Here is a 14,896-nt window from a genome sequence, read left to right on the forward strand (position 1 = left end):
GTCTGGATCAATCCCGCAAGGATTCCTCACGCAACCCGTCTGCCAGCAGGTTCAGCCCCAGCACCAGCGTCAACAAGGCTACCGCAGGGGCAATCGCCGCATGGGGATAAAGCGACAGCAGCCGCCGCCCGGCGTTGATCGTGCTGCCCCAGTCCGGGCTTTCCGATTCCAGTCCCAGGCCAAAGAAGCCCAGCGTGCCCAGCAGGATCGTGGTGTATCCGATCCGCAGGCAGAAATCGACGATCAGCGGGCCGCGCGCGTTGGGCAGGATCTCCCACAGCATGATGTACCACGGGCCTTCGCCCCGCGTCTGCGCCGCCGCCACATAGTCGCGCGTCTTGATGTCCAGCGCGAGGCCCCGGACGATCCGGAACACGGTGGGCGCGTTCACAAAGACGACCGAGACAAAGACCACCAGAATGCCCGGCCCCAGATCGAAGGGATCAAGAAAAACAGGCAGCCCCGGAATGACATAGGTCGGCGTTTCCACAATGGTGCCGTTGCTGGACACCAGCGCAAGGTAGAACCAGGTGCCAATCCCCAGAACGACGATCAGCAGCGGCGTGCGGAACGACGGTTGCGTGTAGAACCGCGAATTCAGCAGGATCGCAAGGAAGATCAGCGGAAAGACAAACAGGAACAGCGCCATGTAGTTGGGAATGCCGGTCAGCACGATCTCCGGCGTGACCAGCAGGTAGAACAGCAAGATCACCGGGAAGGCCAGGATCAGGTTGGCCAGAAAGCTCAGGAAGGTGTCCAGCCGACCGCCGTAATATCCGGCAGGCAGGCCCAGCGTGATCCCCACCATGAAGGCAAACAGCGTCGCAAAGGGTGCGATCTTGACCACCACCCAGGAGCCTTTGATCAGCCGCGAGAACACATCGCGCGCCAGGTTGTCGCCGCCCAGCAGAAACCACGCGTATTCGCCTTCCTCGGCCCGCGCCAGCGGCGTGCCGGGCAGTTTGTTCTTCATGCCGGACACCTGGCTCAGGCTGTCATGGGTCACCAGCAGATCAAAGCCACCGCCCAGAATGCCGGTAAACACCCAGAACATCACGATGGCAAAACCGATCATGCCAACGGTGCTGTCGAACAGCTTGCCATAGAGGCCCAGCTTGCGTTTGTAGGTGATCGACAGCGCAAAGGTGACGACCAGCGCAATCCAGACCGGGATCATCTGCTGGGCCATGGCGCCGAATATCCCTGCCGCAGGCCCCATGAAGATGCCCCCGACCAGGTAGATCAGGATCAGCGCGATCACCCCGTAGAACAGCCAGCCGATGATCTGGTTGAGGAAACCGGCCAGACCGGTGCTGCCGGCCAGGGTGCCGTCGGCGCTGACCGCGCGCGCCGAACTGTCCGGCACGAAAGCGGCGAGGATCTGCACGACAATTGCCAGCGCCAGCAGCCCGACCAGAAGGTAGAAGATGATGTTGAGCCCCGAAAGCGAGCCCGTCCATGTCAATGGTTCCATGTCAAAGCTCCTTCAGGCGATGCGGATGCGCGGGTTGAGATAGACATACCCGATGTCGGAAATGAGCTGCGTCAGCAGCACCACCGCAACCGAGACAACCGAGACCGCCAGCAGCAATTCGATGTCGTTGTTGCCCGCCGCCTGCACCAGAAGCCACCCGAACCCCTTGTAGTTGAACAGGGTTTCCACGATCACCACGCCGTTCAGCAGCCAGGGGATCTGCAGCATGATCACGGTGAATGGCGCGATCAGCGCGTTGCGCAGCGCATGTTTCAACACGATATCGGAGAATTTCACGCCCTTCAGGCGCGCCGTCCGGATATATTGCGCCGTCATCACCTCGGTCATCGAGGCGCGTGTCATCCGAGCGATATAGCCCATGCCATAAAGCGAGATGGTCAGCACCGGCAGGAAGAAATTCCAGAAGGTCGCATCCGCCATGGCAGAGGTGGCAGAGCCCAGAAACAGCGTCTTGCTGTCGATCAGCCCCCAGTCGTTCAGCAGCGGCGACAATCCGAACTTGGAAGAGGCCAGCACCGCGATAAAGATCACACCCGACACATATTCAGGCGTTGCCGTGGTGGCGATGGAAAAGGTCGACAGGGACCGATCCAGTTTCGATCCTTCCCGCATGCCCGCCAGCACCCCCACCAGCAGGGCAGAGGGCACCATCAGCAACAGCACGCAGAGCATCAGCTTGCCGGTCAGCGCCAGACGGGTCAGGACCGTGCCGCCCACCGGTTCCCTGAAGACGGTGGAGAACCCCCAGTCACCCTGAAGGATGCCACAGCGGGTCGGGCGCGCGATGTCGGGGGTGCCGGCCGCGAAACAGCGGCCAAAGGTCTTGCCTTCCGGTTTCTCCGTCACCCAGCCCGGCAGTACCCCCAGCCATTGACCAAATTTCACCGGCAATGGTTGCAGATAGCCCCGGTCCCCGAGATAGGAGGTCACGGCCTCGTCCGACATGCGGAAGTTGCCTTGCGTCTTGGCGAGCTTTTCGAGGTTCGGATATAGATTGGTCAGCCAGAACACGATGAATGTCAGGCACAATGCCGTCAGTATCATCACGCCCAGCCGACGCAGAATAAATAGTCCCATTCAGTGCCCCTGTTGGTGGCGCGGCGGGTTTGCCCACCGGTTTTTGGTTTGGCCCATGGGCCTTTCGAACTTTCAAGACGGGCGGCGGCATCAGCGCGGGAGGATGCGTCTTTTTTTGGTCTTCCCCTCACGCGGCGCGGTTGTGCCCGACCGTCGTATATGTGTCTTGTGCACATCTGATGTCTGGTATGAAGGCATGAAGAGGCCCCCAAGGTCAATGTCATCTTCCGCCTCTTGATGGTCTTTTTGCGACATGCAACTTTCCCAAAAGCGACCCGCACGCATAGGGGTATCGGGGCGATCCAGTTGCTACCGCGTGGCGCCGCGCAGCTTGCTAGGCGGCTGGCCGGTATGCTGTTGCATGAAACGGGTGAAGTAGGCGGCAGAGCCAAAACCGAGGTGGCGGGCGATGTCCTGCGCGGGTTGGCGGGTTTCGATCAGCAGGTGACGCGCCTCTGCCAGCACCCGTTCGGTCAGCAGGTCCGCCGCCGTCTTGCCGGTCGCGGCCCTGACCGCCCGTGTCAGATGCGTGGGGGTGACACCCAGTGTCCCGGCATAATCCGACATAGACGCGCCGCTGCGGAAGCGGTGCGGCAACAGATCGCAATAGAGCTTGCTCAGCCGGGCGGCGGCATTGCGGCGCGGCGGCACATGTTCCTCCAGCATGATCTGTCGGCGCAGCCAGACAGAGATCAGCGCGGCATGGGCTTCTGCCGCGTCCTGGGACAGGGGGCGGTCCTTTTGCAGTTCGCGGGCGGCGGCTTCGATCAACCCGCTGAGTTCGCTCTGCACCGCCACATCCCGGATGCGCAAATGACGCGGCATTTCGGGCAGGCGCAACGGCGTGCCGGGCGGCACAATCACCGCCTGCGCCATGCCCTGACGCCCCGGATCCAGCGCAAAGAGCGACCCCTGCGGCACCCAGAGCGCATTATGCGTGCCCACGCCACGCCGCTGCCCGTCCAGCAGCGCGCGGCCCTGGCCCCGCGTGATCCAGATCAGCAGGTGATGCGGACGGTCCTGCGCCAGCAGCAGCCGCCAGTCCTGTCCGCCGGTAAGCTGGGGCAGGGTCATCACCTTGATGTCGGAAAGGGCAAAGTTCATGGCGATGGTCGCATTTGATAATGTTGAAGAGCGGCTTACACCCAACTACCTTGACCGAAAGTTGAAAAAAGTAAAGTGGGCAGGTTAATGCGGCGTCACCCTATGCCAGTCCGCCATTTTCGACCGCATCCATGTCCGCTGGCGCTTGGCGAATTGCCGGGTGGCGATCACCGCACGTTCGCGCGACTGATCCAGCGTCAAGTCGCCCGCCAGATGCGCCATCAGTTCCGGCACCCCGATGGCGCGGTGCGCGGGCAGGGCAGGGTCATAAACTGGCGCGACGCGGCGGACTTCCTCCAGCGCGCCCAGCGCGATCATCTGGTCAAAGCGCCGCGCGATCCGGGCGTTCAGCCAATCGCGGTCGACATCAAATACGATCCGGCGGGCCTGCGTTGCAGGAAGCAGTGGCGCACCGGTCTGCGCCTGCCAGGCGGCCAGCCCCCGGCCCGTGGCCTGCTGCACTTCCCAGGCGCGCTGCACCCGCGCGCGGTTGCCCGTGTCGATCCCGGAGGCGGTTTCGGCATCGATCCCCGCCAGCAGGCTGTCCAGATCCATCCCGTCGGCCCGATGCCGGACCTCCTCGGGCGTGGCAGGAATATCGGCCAGCCCTTCGGTCAGCGCCTTGAAGTAAAGCCCGGTGCCGCCGGTGATGATCGGCCTTTGTCCGGCGTTCAGAATGCCCGCGACCTCGCGCAGCCAATGGCCCGTCGAATAGGGTTGTGTCGCGGCGACATGGCCATAAAGCAGGTGCGGGGCCGCCGCCTCCTCCTCGGCACTCGGCCGTGCCGTGATCACATGCCAGCAGTCATAGACCTGGCTGGCATCCGCGTTCACGATAACGCCGCCCTGATCCTGCGCGATGTCCAGCGCCAGCGCCGATTTGCCGCTTGCGGTGGGGCCTGCGATCAACACCGGCATTTCCGGCGACAAGCCGCGTAAAACTTCGGTAAAGGACATTTCTTGTCTGAACCTTCCCGCCGTGCATTGAACCTTGCCTTCATTTGCTACATTTTGCGCAAAAGTTAAACTGCCGATGACTCCAGCCCTCCCGAAAGGTTCCGCACATGTCCCAAGACGCCTCCAACGTCACCTTCAAACGTGTGATGCTGAAGATATCCGGTGAGGCGCTGATGGGGGACCAGGGGTTCGGCCTGCATCCGCCCACCGTCGAGCGGATCGCCCACGAAGTGCAAAGCGTGCATGATCTGGGTGTCGAGATCTGCATGGTCATCGGCGGCGGCAACATCTTTCGCGGGCTGCAAGGTTCTGCGCAGGGGATGGAACGGACCACCGCCGATTACATGGGCATGCTGGCCACGGTAATGAACGCGCTGGCGATGCAATCCTCGCTGGAAAGTCTGGGCATCCACACGCGGGTGATTTCCGCGATCACCATGAATGAGGTCGCCGAACCCTATATCCGCCGCCGCGCGGTGCGCCACCTTGAGAAAAAGCGGGTCTGCATCTTTGCCGCGGGCACCGGCAACCCCTATTTCACCACCGACACCGCAGCGGCCCTGCGGGCCAACGAGATGGCCTGCGAGGCGATCTTCATGGGCAAGAACGGCGTCGACGGGGTCTATGACAAGGACCCCAAGAAATTTGCCGATGCAAAGCGCTATGATACCGTCAGCTATGACGATGTGCTGCAAAAGCGGCTGGCGGTGATGGATGCCTCTGCCATCGCGCTGACGCGGGACAACAACCTGCCGATCATCGTCTTTTCGCTGGATGAGCCGGGCGGGTTCAAGGGCATCCTCGCGGGCGAAGGCACCTATACCCGCGTTCAGGGATAACGCGCGGCAGGTTGCAGACCACCCCCGTTGAATGCCACATTTCGCTCACCGGGACGCGCTGCGGTCCCGCGGGTGCGTCGCAAGCAGCCAAAAGCGAACCTGCCCGGCATGGCACCTCACGTCACACCGAGCTTGCCGCTGCCTTTCTGCGTATCGAGAACAGAGGTCAAGCAGGCCCCCCGGTCATTCCGTGACGGTATGATTGCTGGGGATGTCGATCACGATCATGGTGCCGGAAACCTCGCGATCGACCGAGATCTTGGCATTCAAACTGCGCACCAGCTGGGTCACGATGCGCCCGCCCAGTGAATTGCTTTTGGGCCATTCCACCCCTTCGGGAATGCCGATGCCGTCATCGGCCACCTGAAGGCGCAGCAGCCCTTCGCTCAGCTTCTTGATCCGGACATCGACCAGACCCGCCTCGCGGCCGTCAAAGGCGTGTTGCATGGAATTGGTCATCACCTCGGACAGCACCAGCCCCAGTTGCGTCGCGGTGTTGATTGGCACGCTGTCCTCGTCGGCGTCAATATTCACGCGCACGCCCTGGCGGCCGTCCAGATAGGCAATCGCATTCGCCACACGGGTCAGGTAGGCGCCCAGATTGACCTTGTCCTGCCCGGAATTACGCGCACCGGTGGCCGAATTCATTTCCTCGTAAAGCAGTTGCAGCGTCTCGATCCGGCGGGCCAGCGTGTCAAATTCCTTGCCTGGCGTCGATTTGGAATCGCGGGCCTGCATGCGGATCATGCCGACAATCATCGACAGATGATTCTTCACCCGATGCTGGATCTCTTCCAGCGCCTCCTGGGTGTCCTCGTCGGTCGGCTCGTCATCGTTATAGACGGTCTGGACGCCCATGAAATAGGGGACCTCGTGTTCGTCTACCGTCAGCGGGGCCACCATCAGGCGGTTCATGAACTTGCTGCCATCGGCGCGGTAGTTGCGCAGGATCACCGTGACTTCCTCACGGTCCTTGATGGCCTTGCGCAGCTTTTCCACCCCGCGCTGGTCGGTGTCATCGCCTTGAAGAAAACGGCAATTTCGGCCCAGGACCACATCGCTGTTGTACCCGGTCATCTCTTCGAAGGCGCGGTTGACATAGACGATGGGGTTGTCGGGCAGTTGCGGGTTCGTCAGCACCAGTGCAAAGGGCGCTCGCGTCATTGCGGCAACCGCCACATTGGTGGGCAGGGGATGGGTTGGGACTTTCTCGCCGTCAGCCATTCAATGATACTCTTCTGATCTGCTTCTAACGTGGTCGTTATCCATAATGCGGTCGCTTTGAAACTCTTCTGAACGCGAAAGATAAACGCGACAAATGGAATATGGCGCATCTGTCGGGGATTTCCAGCACTTCAATACAGGCGGCAAGGCAGCGCCGGTGCATCTATACAATCCGGTGCGGTTGACGTTATATCAGGCCGACAAGAAATTTGACCTATCCACGACCGGAGAAACCATGTCTGACGACTTTATGCTCGATACCGACGACCTTGAGCGGCGCATGAAAGGCGCCATCGCGTCGCTGAGAACCGAATTTGCATCATTGCGGACCGGGCGTGCCTCTGCCTCCATGCTGGAACCCGTGATGGTTGACGCATATGGTGCCCTGACACCGATCAACCAGGTCGGCACGGTCAACGTGCCGGAACCGCGCATGGTGACGATTAATGTCTGGGACAAGGGTCTGGTGAACAAGGTGGAAAAGGCCATCCGCGAAAGCGGGCTGGGGATCAATCCGCAGATGAACGGCACCATCATCATGTTGCCGATCCCCGAACTGAACGAGGAACGCCGCACCCAGCTGACCAAGGTTGCGGGGGGCTATGCCGAACACGCGCGCGTCTCGATCCGCAACATCCGCCGCGATGGGATGGACCAGATCAAGAAGGCCAAGGCCGACGGCATGTCCGAGGATGACCAGAAGCTCTGGGAAAGCGAGATGCAGGATCTGACCAACCAGTATATCGCCCTGATCGACGAGACGCTTGAGACCAAGCAGGGCGAGATCATGCAGGTCTGAGCCAGCGCCCCGATCAATGCCTTGCCGGTCCGGGTCTGTCGCAGGCACTTGACTGCGGCGCACCGTCAGAACCAACTGAAACGCAGCTTGAAAGACCCGTCATGCCAACCGTTCCCAAGGGCAGCAGCCCTACCGAACCAAAGATCGCGCCCGGCGGGCCGCGCCATGTGGCGATCATCATGGACGGCAATGGCCGCTGGGCCACGCAGCGGGGCAGGCCGCGTCTGTTCGGCCACCATGCGGGCGCAAAGCGCGTGCGCGAGATCGTGGAGGCCTGTCCGGACTTCGGTGTCGAATACCTGACGGTCTTTGCCTTTTCGACCGAGAACTGGAAGCGCACCCAGGTGGAGGTCGCGGGACTGATGAGCCTGTTCCGGCGCTATATCTCCAAAGAGACCCGCAGCCTGAGTGAATTCGGCGTCCGGGTCCGCTTTATCGGGGACCGGGTGCGGCTGGATGACAAGCTGATCCGCTTGATGAACGAGCTGGAAGAGGCGACCGCGCATAACACCCGCGTGCATCTGACCATCGCGCTGAACTATGGTGGCCGCGACGAGGTTGCCCGTGCCACCCAACGTCTGGCGCTGGATGTGGCAGAGGGCAAGCTGGACCCCGGCGCGGTGGATGAGGAAACCCTTCCAAGGTATCTTGATACCTACGTTTTGCCGGACCCCGACCTGGTGATCCGCACCAGCGGAGAGGCCCGGATTTCGAATTTTCTGCTGTGGCAATCGGCCTATGCGGAATATGAATTCATTGATACCCTCTGGCCCGATTTCACCAAGGCCGAATTCGGCGACCTTTGTGCCGCCTATGGGGGCCGCGACCGGCGTTTCGGCGCGGTCAAGACCTGACTGGGGAAGGGACACCTCATGGCCAATCGCAACGACCAATGGTCCGATCTGAAGGCACGGATGGGGGCCGGTGCCGTCATGGTGCTGGTCGGCCTGTTCGGAATCTGGATGGGGGGGCATGTGTTCCACCTGCTGGTGGCGCTGATCTGTGGCATCATGGTCTGGGAACTGGTGGCCATGTTGCGCCCCGGCGACGCCTATCTTCCGCTGAAACTGGGCGCGCTGACCGGCCTGGCCGTCCTTGTCTCGATCTATCTGCCGGTGGGCCTTGGCCTGCCGATCCTTCTGGCACCCGCCCTGATCGGTTTTGGACAGTTGGAGCGACACCGCACGATCTACCTCAGTTTCACCGCGATGATCCTGATGGCGGGCTACGGGATGATGCAGGTGCGCGACGATTACGGCTTTGGCTGGTTGCTGTGGCTGGTAGTGGTTGTGGTGACCACCGATGTGGTGGGCTATTTCGCCGGGCGTGCCATTGGCGGGCCAAAGTTCTGGCCCAAGGTCAGCCCCAAGAAAACCTGGTCCGGGACGGCGGCTGGCTGGGCCGGTGCCGCGCTGGTGGGTCTGCTGTTTTCCATCAACACCGGGGCAAGCCTGCAACTGATGGGGATTTCCGTTGCGATTTCAATGGCATCGCAAATGGGCGATATCGCGGAATCCGGCATGAAGCGCAAGTTGGGCGTCAAGGACAGTTCCAACCTGATCCCCGGCCATGGCGGGCTGATGGACCGGTTCGACGGCATGCTGGGCGCGTCGATGTTCCTGCTGGTGATCGGTCAATTCATCGGTCTGCCCTTTGGTCTGGGATAACCCCTTGGCGCGTCGTGTTTCAATTCTGGGGGCCACCGGGTCCATCGGCCAGAATACCATTGATCTGATCCGCCGCGCGCCGCAGGACTATGACGTGGTGGCGCTGACCGGGGCGGGCAATATCGGGCAACTCGCCCGTGACGCGATTGACCTGAAGGCAGAGATTGCCGTCACCGCGCGCGACGATCTGCTGGACGAGCTGCGCGCCGCGCTCAAGGGCAGCGATGTGGCGGCGGCGGCAGGGGCCACGGCAATAAGCGAGGCCGCGGCGCGCCCTGCGGACTGGATCATGTCGGCCATCGTCGGGGCGGCGGGGCTGGCCCCCGGTCTGGCGGCCCTGCGCCACGGCACCACGCTGGCGCTGGCCAATAAGGAATCGCTGGTCTGCGCAGGCGCACTGATGCTTGGAACCGCGCAGAGCCACGGCGCGCGCATCCTGCCGGTGGACAGCGAACATTCCGCGATCTTTCAGGCGCTGATCGGCGAAGATGCGGCAGCGGTCGAACGGATCATCATTACCGCCTCGGGCGGTGCCTTCCGCGACTGGCCGCTTGAGAACCTGGCCCAGGCGACCCTGGCGCAGGCCTCCTCCCATCCCAATTGGGACATGGGGCAGCGGATCACCATCGACTCTGCGTCGATGTTCAACAAGGCGATGGAAGTCATAGAAACACATGAGTTTTTCCCGATCCAACCAGATCAGATCGAAGTCCTGGTGCATCCGCAATCCATGATTCACGCGCTGGTGGGGTTCCATGACGGCGCGCTGATGGCCCATGTGGGGCCGGCGGACATGCGCCATGCCATCGGCTTTGCCCTGCATTACCCGCAGCGCCGCCCCCTGCCGGTGGAACGGCTGGACCTTGCCGCCATCGGCCAGTTCGAATTCCGCGCCCCGGATGAGCGGCGCTGGCCCGCCCTGCGCCTTGCCCGCGAGACGATTGCGGCGGGCGGCATGACCGGAACGGTGTTCAACGCGGCCAAGGAAACCGCGCTGGATGGGTTCATCTCGGGACGGATCGGTTTTACGGCGATGGCGGACGTGGTTGCGCAGACGCTTGAAGACAAGAATGCGTCAGATGGTCTTATTGGTGCCACGATGACACTTGATAACGTCCTGCGGGTTGACCATCTGGCACGTAAGGCGGCAAAAGCCGCGATAGATAAAAGAGCAGGGTGACGTTTTGGATATTATGGGGCTGATACCGCAATTTGGCGGCTTGATCTGGACGTTGCTGGCCTTTGTCGTGGCGCTGTCGGTGATCGTCGCGATCCACGAATACGGCCATTACATCGTCGGGCGCTGGTGCGGGATCAAGGCGGATGTGTTCAGCTTGGGCTTCGGCCCGGTCCTGTGGTCCGGCATGGACAGGCGCGGCACCAAGTGGCAGGTCGCGGCGCTGCCCTTTGGCGGTTACGTGAAATTCGCAGGCGATGCGAACGCGGCGTCGGGCAAGGACGAAACCGCGATGCAGGCATTGGCGGACGACCCGGCCGCGCTGCGCCACACGATGCACGGTGCGCCGCTCTGGGCGCGGACGCTGACTGTTGCCGCTGGCCCCGCGTTCAATTTTGCGATGTCCATTCTGGTCTTTTTTGCCGTCGCCTTTACCACCGGCGTCGAGCGCACCCCGCTGACAGTGGGCGAGTTGCGCCCGATGCCGCAGGCAGAGCGCGGGCTGGCACCGGGGGACGAAATCCTCGGGATCAACGGCACCGCCCTGCCGCAGAACGATCCGGCGGCCTATGGCGCGTTCTTTGACAATCTGCCGATGGTGCCGGAACTGACCTATGACGTGGTCCGCAACGGGACCGAGCAAAGCGTTGAAGGGCCGTTTATCCTGCCGCCGATGGTCAACCAGGTGTTGCCGCAATCCGCCGCCTATGAGGCCGGGCTGAAGGCGGGCGATGTGATCACCGCGATCGACGCGCAGCCGGTTTTCGCCTTTGACCAGCTCAAGAATGCGGTCGAAACCTCTGACGGGGCGGCGCTGGCGCTGACCGTCTGGCGCGACGGCGAGACGCTGGATTTTACCATGACCCCCAAGGCCACGGACGAGCCGCAGCCGGATGGCACTTTCAAGCGCAATCTGCGGATCGGGATCTCGGGCGGCATGTCCTTTGCCCCGGCGACGGAATCGCCCGGTGTGGGGCAGGCCCTGACCGCAGGTGTCGCCAATACCTGGCGCATCGTCACCGGGTCGATCTCGGGACTGAAACAGATGGTGATCGGCAATATCAGCACCTGCAACCTCAGCGGTCCGGTGGGCATCGCCCAGGCCTCCGGTGCGATGGCCAGCCAGGGGGCCACGTCGTTTATCTATTTCATTGCGGTCCTCAGCACGGCGGTGGGATTGTTGAATCTGTTCCCGATCCCGGCGCTGGATGGCGGCCATCTGACGTTCTACGCCTATGAGGCGGTGACCGGCAAACCGCCCAGCGATGGCGCGCTGCGCATCCTGATGACCATCGGGCTGGCGCTGGTGTTGTCGCTGATGGTCTTTGCGCTGGGGAACGATCTGTTCTGTCCGTAGGGTCAGGAGTCTATTGATCTTCAGCCGTCCAGTGCGGCGATGATCCTGATTTCCACAACTGCGCCGGGACGCCGGATGCCCGCCACCTCCACAGCCGTCCAGGCCGGGTAGGGCGCGGCAAAGACCGCGCGCCGCACCTTGTCGAAAAGGTCGAAGTGGTCGCGCAGACCGATGTGATAGCTGGTCATCTCGACCACGGCGTTCAGGTCCACACCGGCATGGCCCAGAACAAAGCCGATCTTTTCGAAAGCCGCCCGGAACTGCGCTTCGGCGGAGGCGGGCATCTGGCCATCCGGGCCCGAACCGGTGGTGCCGGTGAGAAAGATCAGATTGCCGGAAACGATGCCAGGGGACATCTGCAAGGCCTCGGCGGCGGCCTGGACCTGAGGCGGTATCAATGCATGTTTTGCCATTTGCTATTCCTGTCAGATTTCGAATTGCCCCTGGAAAGCCATTTCCCCTTGAAAGCCCAGTTGCCCTGAAAAAATCCCTTGCCATGAAAAAGCCAGATTTCGTCCCACTCCGGTCATATTCACTTGTTACGTGTCATGCACAATCAAAGGAATGCCCCCATGCAAGCCATTCAAAGATCCTATCGCGGCCTGAGCCTTTTGATGGACCTTAACTGGGACCGTGCGCTTTATGTCAGCACGATTGTGCTTGCTCTGGCAGCCGGTGCCTATGTCGGATCTCTTTGATCTGGACCACCCCACCACTGAATGATGTTACAACTTTGAAATGCACTGCATAATGTGGTGCATTTTTTGGCGCTGTGCTTTTGACAAAGGCGGATAATCTACGTACTCAGGTCTCTAATGATGTCGTAAAATTGGGTTTGAACCATGAGACTGAGGACTAAGGGCGGTGGTCCTGGCAAGCAGACGAGGGCAGGGCGTGTCGGCGCGTTTTTGCGGGGGGCATCGGTTTATGCCCTTTTGTCAGCAGCTTGGATGGCGCCAGCCGCGGAATTAACCGCACAGGAATACCGTTTCGATTCGGTTGAGATCATCGGAAACGAGCGGATCGGCGACAGCGCCATCATCGCGCGGGCCGGAATCAGACGCGGTCAGCCGATCAGTGGCGGCCAGTTGAACGACGCCTATCAGTCTTTGCAGAACTCTGGATTGTTCGAAACCGTGGCCATTGAGCCGCGCGGCGGTACATTGGTCATCACGGTGACGGAACTGCCGACGCTGAACCGGGTCAGCTTCGAGGGCAACCGGCGGATCAAGGACGAGGTCCTGACGCAGATTGTCGGGTCCGAGGAACGTCGTGTCTTCAACCCGACACAGGCCGAGGCGGATGCCGCCGCCATCGCCGAAGCCTATAGCAACGATGGCCGGCTTTCCGCACGGGTTCAGCCGCGCATCATTCGCCGCGACCAGAACCGCGTCGACCTCGTGTTTGAAATCTTCGAAGGCGACAACGTCGAGATTGAACGGCTGAGCTTTGTCGGCAATCGCAAGTATTCAGACCGCCGGTTGCGTCAGGTCCTGGGCACCAAGCAAGCGGGCCTGTTCCGCCGCCTGATCAAGCGTGACACCTTTGTCGAAGGCCGGGTCGAAGCGGATAAGCAATTGTTGCGCGACTTCTACCTGTCGCGCGGCTATGTGGACATGCGCACCACGGCGGTGAACGGCGAGCTCACCCAGGAGCGTGACGGCTATTTCGTTTCCTACAACATCACCGAAGGCCAGCAGTTCAAGTTCGGTGAGGTCAATGTTGTCTCGGAGATGAACGGCGTGGACGCCGCGAAATACCGCAATATCATCAAGATCCGGTCAGGGGTTGTCTATTCACCAACCCTGATCGAGACGGATATCGCTCGCATCGAACGGCAGGCCATCCGCGATGGCGTGGACTTCATGCGGGTTGAGCCGCGCATCGACCGCAACGATCGTGATCTGACCTTGAATGTCACCTATGTGCTCAGCAAGGGTCCGCGCGTCTTTGTCGAGCGGATCGACATCGAAGGCAACACCACGACGCTTGACCGGGTCATCCGGCGCGAATTCGACAGCGTTGAAGGCGACCCCTTCAACCCGCGCGAAATCCGGCAGTCGGCGGAACGCATCCGCGCCCTGGGGTATTTCGAGACGGCCGAGGTCAACGCCCGCGAGGGCAGCAGCGGCGAGCAGGTTGTTGTGGATGTGGACGTCGAAGAGAAGCCCACAGGCTCTCTCAACTTCGGTGGTTCGTTCTCCAGCAGCGATGGGCTTGGCGTCGCGGTCAGCTTTGCCGAACAGAACTTTCTCGGGCGGGGACAGCGGCTGACGCTGACAGTCTCGACCGCCGAGGACGCGACCCGCTATGGCGTGATTTTTGTCGAACCCAGGCTCCTGGGCCGCGATCTGTCCTTTGGTCTGACGCTGGACTATGCGGAAACCGATTCCTCCTTTACCTCCTATGATACCAACCGCCTGCTGATCAAACCGTCGCTGACCTTCCCGCTGTCGGAGAACAGCAGGTTGCAGGTGCGCTACACCGCCGAAGAGCTTGAAATGCTGCCACGCGACGTGCCGGTACATGGGTTGACCATTGCTGATGACATCGCCTCGGGTGCGCTGTTCTCGTCCTCGCTGGGCTATACCTACACTTACGACACGCGGCTGTCGGGGCTGGACCCGACCTCCGGTGTCCTGCTGGAATTCGGCCAGGATTTTGCCGGCCTGGGCGGTGACAACAAATTCATCAAGACAACGGCAAAGATCGTGGGCGAAAAACGTGTCTTCAACGAAGACATCACCCTGCGCGCCTCACTTGAAGGCGGGGCTTTGGCCTGGCGCAGCGGCAACAACCGCGTGACCGACCGCTTTCTGCTGACACCTTCGATCATGCGCGGCTTTGAAACGGGCGGCATCGGGCCGCGCGACATCGGCGGCACCGCAAACGATCCGCTGGGGGGCAACCTCTATCTGGCGGCGCGGTTTGATGTGGAATTCCCCCTTGGCCTGCCCGAGGAATACGGCATTTCCGGCGGTCTGTTCTATGACGTCGGGAACCTCTGGGACCTGAGCGATGTCAACTACAACGGCGGCACCGTGGTCGGGGAAAGCGGATCGTTCCGGCATGTGGTCGGCGTCTCGCTGTTCTGGGAAACGCCGGTTGGTCCGTTGCAGTTCAACTTCTCCAAGGCGCTGAAGAAAGAAGTCTTCGACAAGGAACAAAGCTTCGAATTCACGCTGCGCACGGAATTCTGA

14 protein-coding genes are annotated in these 14,896 nt (G+C 61.5%); 8 read left to right on the forward strand and 6 right to left on the reverse strand.

The window, feature by feature from the left end:
- Positions 1–7 precede the first annotated feature (7 nt).
- The 4 genes from A8B82_RS17785 to miaA all read right to left on the reverse strand — a co-directional run bounded on the left by A8B82_RS17785 (position 8) and on the right by miaA (position 4,633).
- Positions 8–1,474, reverse strand: coding sequence for an ABC transporter permease (locus tag A8B82_RS17785; protein WP_067295455.1), 1,467 nt, complete (start codon positions 1,472–1,474; stop codon positions 8–10).
- 12 nt (positions 1,475–1,486) lie between these two features.
- Entirely contained in the window at positions 1,487–2,572 is a 1,086-nt protein-coding gene (locus A8B82_RS17790) for an ABC transporter permease (protein WP_067295457.1), read from the reverse strand.
- A gap of 309 nt (positions 2,573–2,881) precedes the next feature.
- Positions 2,882–3,676, reverse strand: coding sequence for a helix-turn-helix domain-containing protein (locus A8B82_RS17795; RefSeq protein WP_067295460.1), 795 nt, complete (start codon positions 3,674–3,676; stop codon positions 2,882–2,884).
- Positions 3,677–3,760: 84 nt separating this feature from the next.
- Positions 3,761–4,633 (reverse strand): tRNA (adenosine(37)-N6)-dimethylallyltransferase MiaA, encoded by an 873-nt coding sequence (gene miaA / locus A8B82_RS17800; RefSeq protein ID WP_067295462.1) that lies wholly within the window; start codon positions 4,631–4,633, stop codon positions 3,761–3,763.
- Positions 4,634–4,740: 107 nt separating this feature from the next.
- Here miaA and pyrH point away from each other — a divergent pair, with 107 nt between their 5' ends.
- Positions 4,741–5,472: a UMP kinase gene (gene pyrH, locus A8B82_RS17805; protein WP_067295465.1), complete on the forward strand. Its 732-nt coding sequence runs from the start codon at positions 4,741–4,743 to the stop codon at positions 5,470–5,472.
- A 183-nt stretch (positions 5,473–5,655) separates the two neighbouring features.
- Here pyrH and A8B82_RS17810 read toward each other — a convergent pair whose 3' ends face one another.
- On the reverse strand, positions 5,656–6,696 hold the full coding sequence (locus A8B82_RS17810) for a sensor histidine kinase (RefSeq protein WP_067295466.1): 1,041 nt from the start codon (positions 6,694–6,696) through the stop codon (positions 5,656–5,658).
- 235 nt (positions 6,697–6,931) lie between these two features.
- Here A8B82_RS17810 and frr point away from each other — a divergent pair, with 235 nt between their 5' ends.
- The 5 genes from frr to rseP all read left to right on the forward strand — a co-directional run bounded on the left by frr (position 6,932) and on the right by rseP (position 11,696).
- Positions 6,932–7,495 carry a ribosome recycling factor gene (gene frr / locus A8B82_RS17815; RefSeq protein WP_067295830.1) on the forward strand — a complete coding sequence of 188 codons (564 nt, stop codon included), beginning with the start codon at positions 6,932–6,934 and terminating at the stop codon, positions 7,493–7,495.
- Between the two features lie 101 nt (positions 7,496–7,596).
- The gene (uppS, locus tag A8B82_RS17820) at positions 7,597–8,349 is read left to right on the forward strand and encodes a polyprenyl diphosphate synthase (protein WP_067295469.1); all 753 of its coding nucleotides are present in this window, start codon (positions 7,597–7,599) and stop codon (positions 8,347–8,349) included.
- 18 nt (positions 8,350–8,367) lie between these two features.
- Positions 8,368–9,162: a phosphatidate cytidylyltransferase gene (locus A8B82_RS17825; RefSeq protein WP_067295471.1), complete on the forward strand. Its 795-nt coding sequence runs from the start codon at positions 8,368–8,370 to the stop codon at positions 9,160–9,162.
- 4 nt (positions 9,163–9,166) lie between these two features.
- The gene (gene dxr, locus A8B82_RS17830; protein ID WP_067295473.1) at positions 9,167–10,342 is read left to right on the forward strand and encodes a 1-deoxy-D-xylulose-5-phosphate reductoisomerase; all 1,176 of its coding nucleotides are present in this window, start codon (positions 9,167–9,169) and stop codon (positions 10,340–10,342) included.
- A gap of 4 nt (positions 10,343–10,346) precedes the next feature.
- Positions 10,347–11,696 carry an RIP metalloprotease RseP gene (gene rseP / locus A8B82_RS17835; RefSeq protein WP_067295476.1) on the forward strand — a complete coding sequence of 450 codons (1,350 nt, stop codon included), beginning with the start codon at positions 10,347–10,349 and terminating at the stop codon, positions 11,694–11,696.
- Positions 11,697–11,716: 20 nt separating this feature from the next.
- Here rseP and A8B82_RS17840 read toward each other — a convergent pair whose 3' ends face one another.
- Positions 11,717–12,109 carry a RidA family protein gene (locus tag A8B82_RS17840; protein WP_067295479.1) on the reverse strand — a complete coding sequence of 131 codons (393 nt, stop codon included), beginning with the start codon at positions 12,107–12,109 and terminating at the stop codon, positions 11,717–11,719.
- A gap of 159 nt (positions 12,110–12,268) precedes the next feature.
- Between A8B82_RS17840 and A8B82_RS24690 the strand changes: the two genes are divergently transcribed.
- Positions 12,269–12,394 carry a hypothetical protein gene (locus A8B82_RS24690; RefSeq protein ID WP_268873838.1) on the forward strand — a complete coding sequence of 42 codons (126 nt, stop codon included), beginning with the start codon at positions 12,269–12,271 and terminating at the stop codon, positions 12,392–12,394.
- A 252-nt stretch (positions 12,395–12,646) separates the two neighbouring features.
- Positions 12,647–14,896 carry an outer membrane protein assembly factor BamA gene (gene bamA, locus A8B82_RS17845; protein ID WP_067295482.1) on the forward strand — a complete coding sequence of 750 codons (2,250 nt, stop codon included), beginning with the start codon at positions 12,647–12,649 and terminating at the stop codon, positions 14,894–14,896.

It is taken from the genome of Sulfitobacter sp. EhC04, assembly GCF_001650875.1.
GTDB lineage: Bacteria > Pseudomonadota > Alphaproteobacteria > Rhodobacterales > Rhodobacteraceae > Sulfitobacter.

Coding starts and splice junctions, on each gene's coding strand:
- A8B82_RS17785 (WP_067295455.1), bottom strand. CDS start 1,474: ATGGAACCATTGACATGGACGGGCTCGCTTTCGGGGCTCAACATCATC.
- A8B82_RS17790 (WP_067295457.1), bottom strand. CDS start 2,572: ATGGGACTATTTATTCTGCGTCGGCTGGGCGTGATGATACTGACGGCA.
- A8B82_RS17795 (WP_067295460.1), bottom strand. CDS start 3,676: ATGAACTTTGCCCTTTCCGACATCAAGGTGATGACCCTGCCCCAGCTT.
- miaA (WP_067295462.1), bottom strand. CDS start 4,633: ATGTCCTTTACCGAAGTTTTACGCGGCTTGTCGCCGGAAATGCCGGTG.
- pyrH (WP_067295465.1), top strand. CDS start 4,741: ATGTCCCAAGACGCCTCCAACGTCACCTTCAAACGTGTGATGCTGAAG.
- A8B82_RS17810 (WP_067295466.1), bottom strand. CDS start 6,696: ATGGCTGACGGCGAGAAAGTCCCAACCCATCCCCTGCCCACCAATGTG.
- frr (WP_067295830.1), top strand. CDS start 6,932: ATGTCTGACGACTTTATGCTCGATACCGACGACCTTGAGCGGCGCATG.
- uppS (WP_067295469.1), top strand. CDS start 7,597: ATGCCAACCGTTCCCAAGGGCAGCAGCCCTACCGAACCAAAGATCGCG.
- A8B82_RS17825 (WP_067295471.1), top strand. CDS start 8,368: ATGGCCAATCGCAACGACCAATGGTCCGATCTGAAGGCACGGATGGGG.
- A8B82_RS17840 (WP_067295479.1), bottom strand. CDS start 12,109: ATGGCAAAACATGCATTGATACCGCCTCAGGTCCAGGCCGCCGCCGAG.
- A8B82_RS24690 (WP_268873838.1), top strand. CDS start 12,269: ATGCAAGCCATTCAAAGATCCTATCGCGGCCTGAGCCTTTTGATGGAC.
- bamA (WP_067295482.1), top strand. CDS start 12,647: ATGGCGCCAGCCGCGGAATTAACCGCACAGGAATACCGTTTCGATTCG.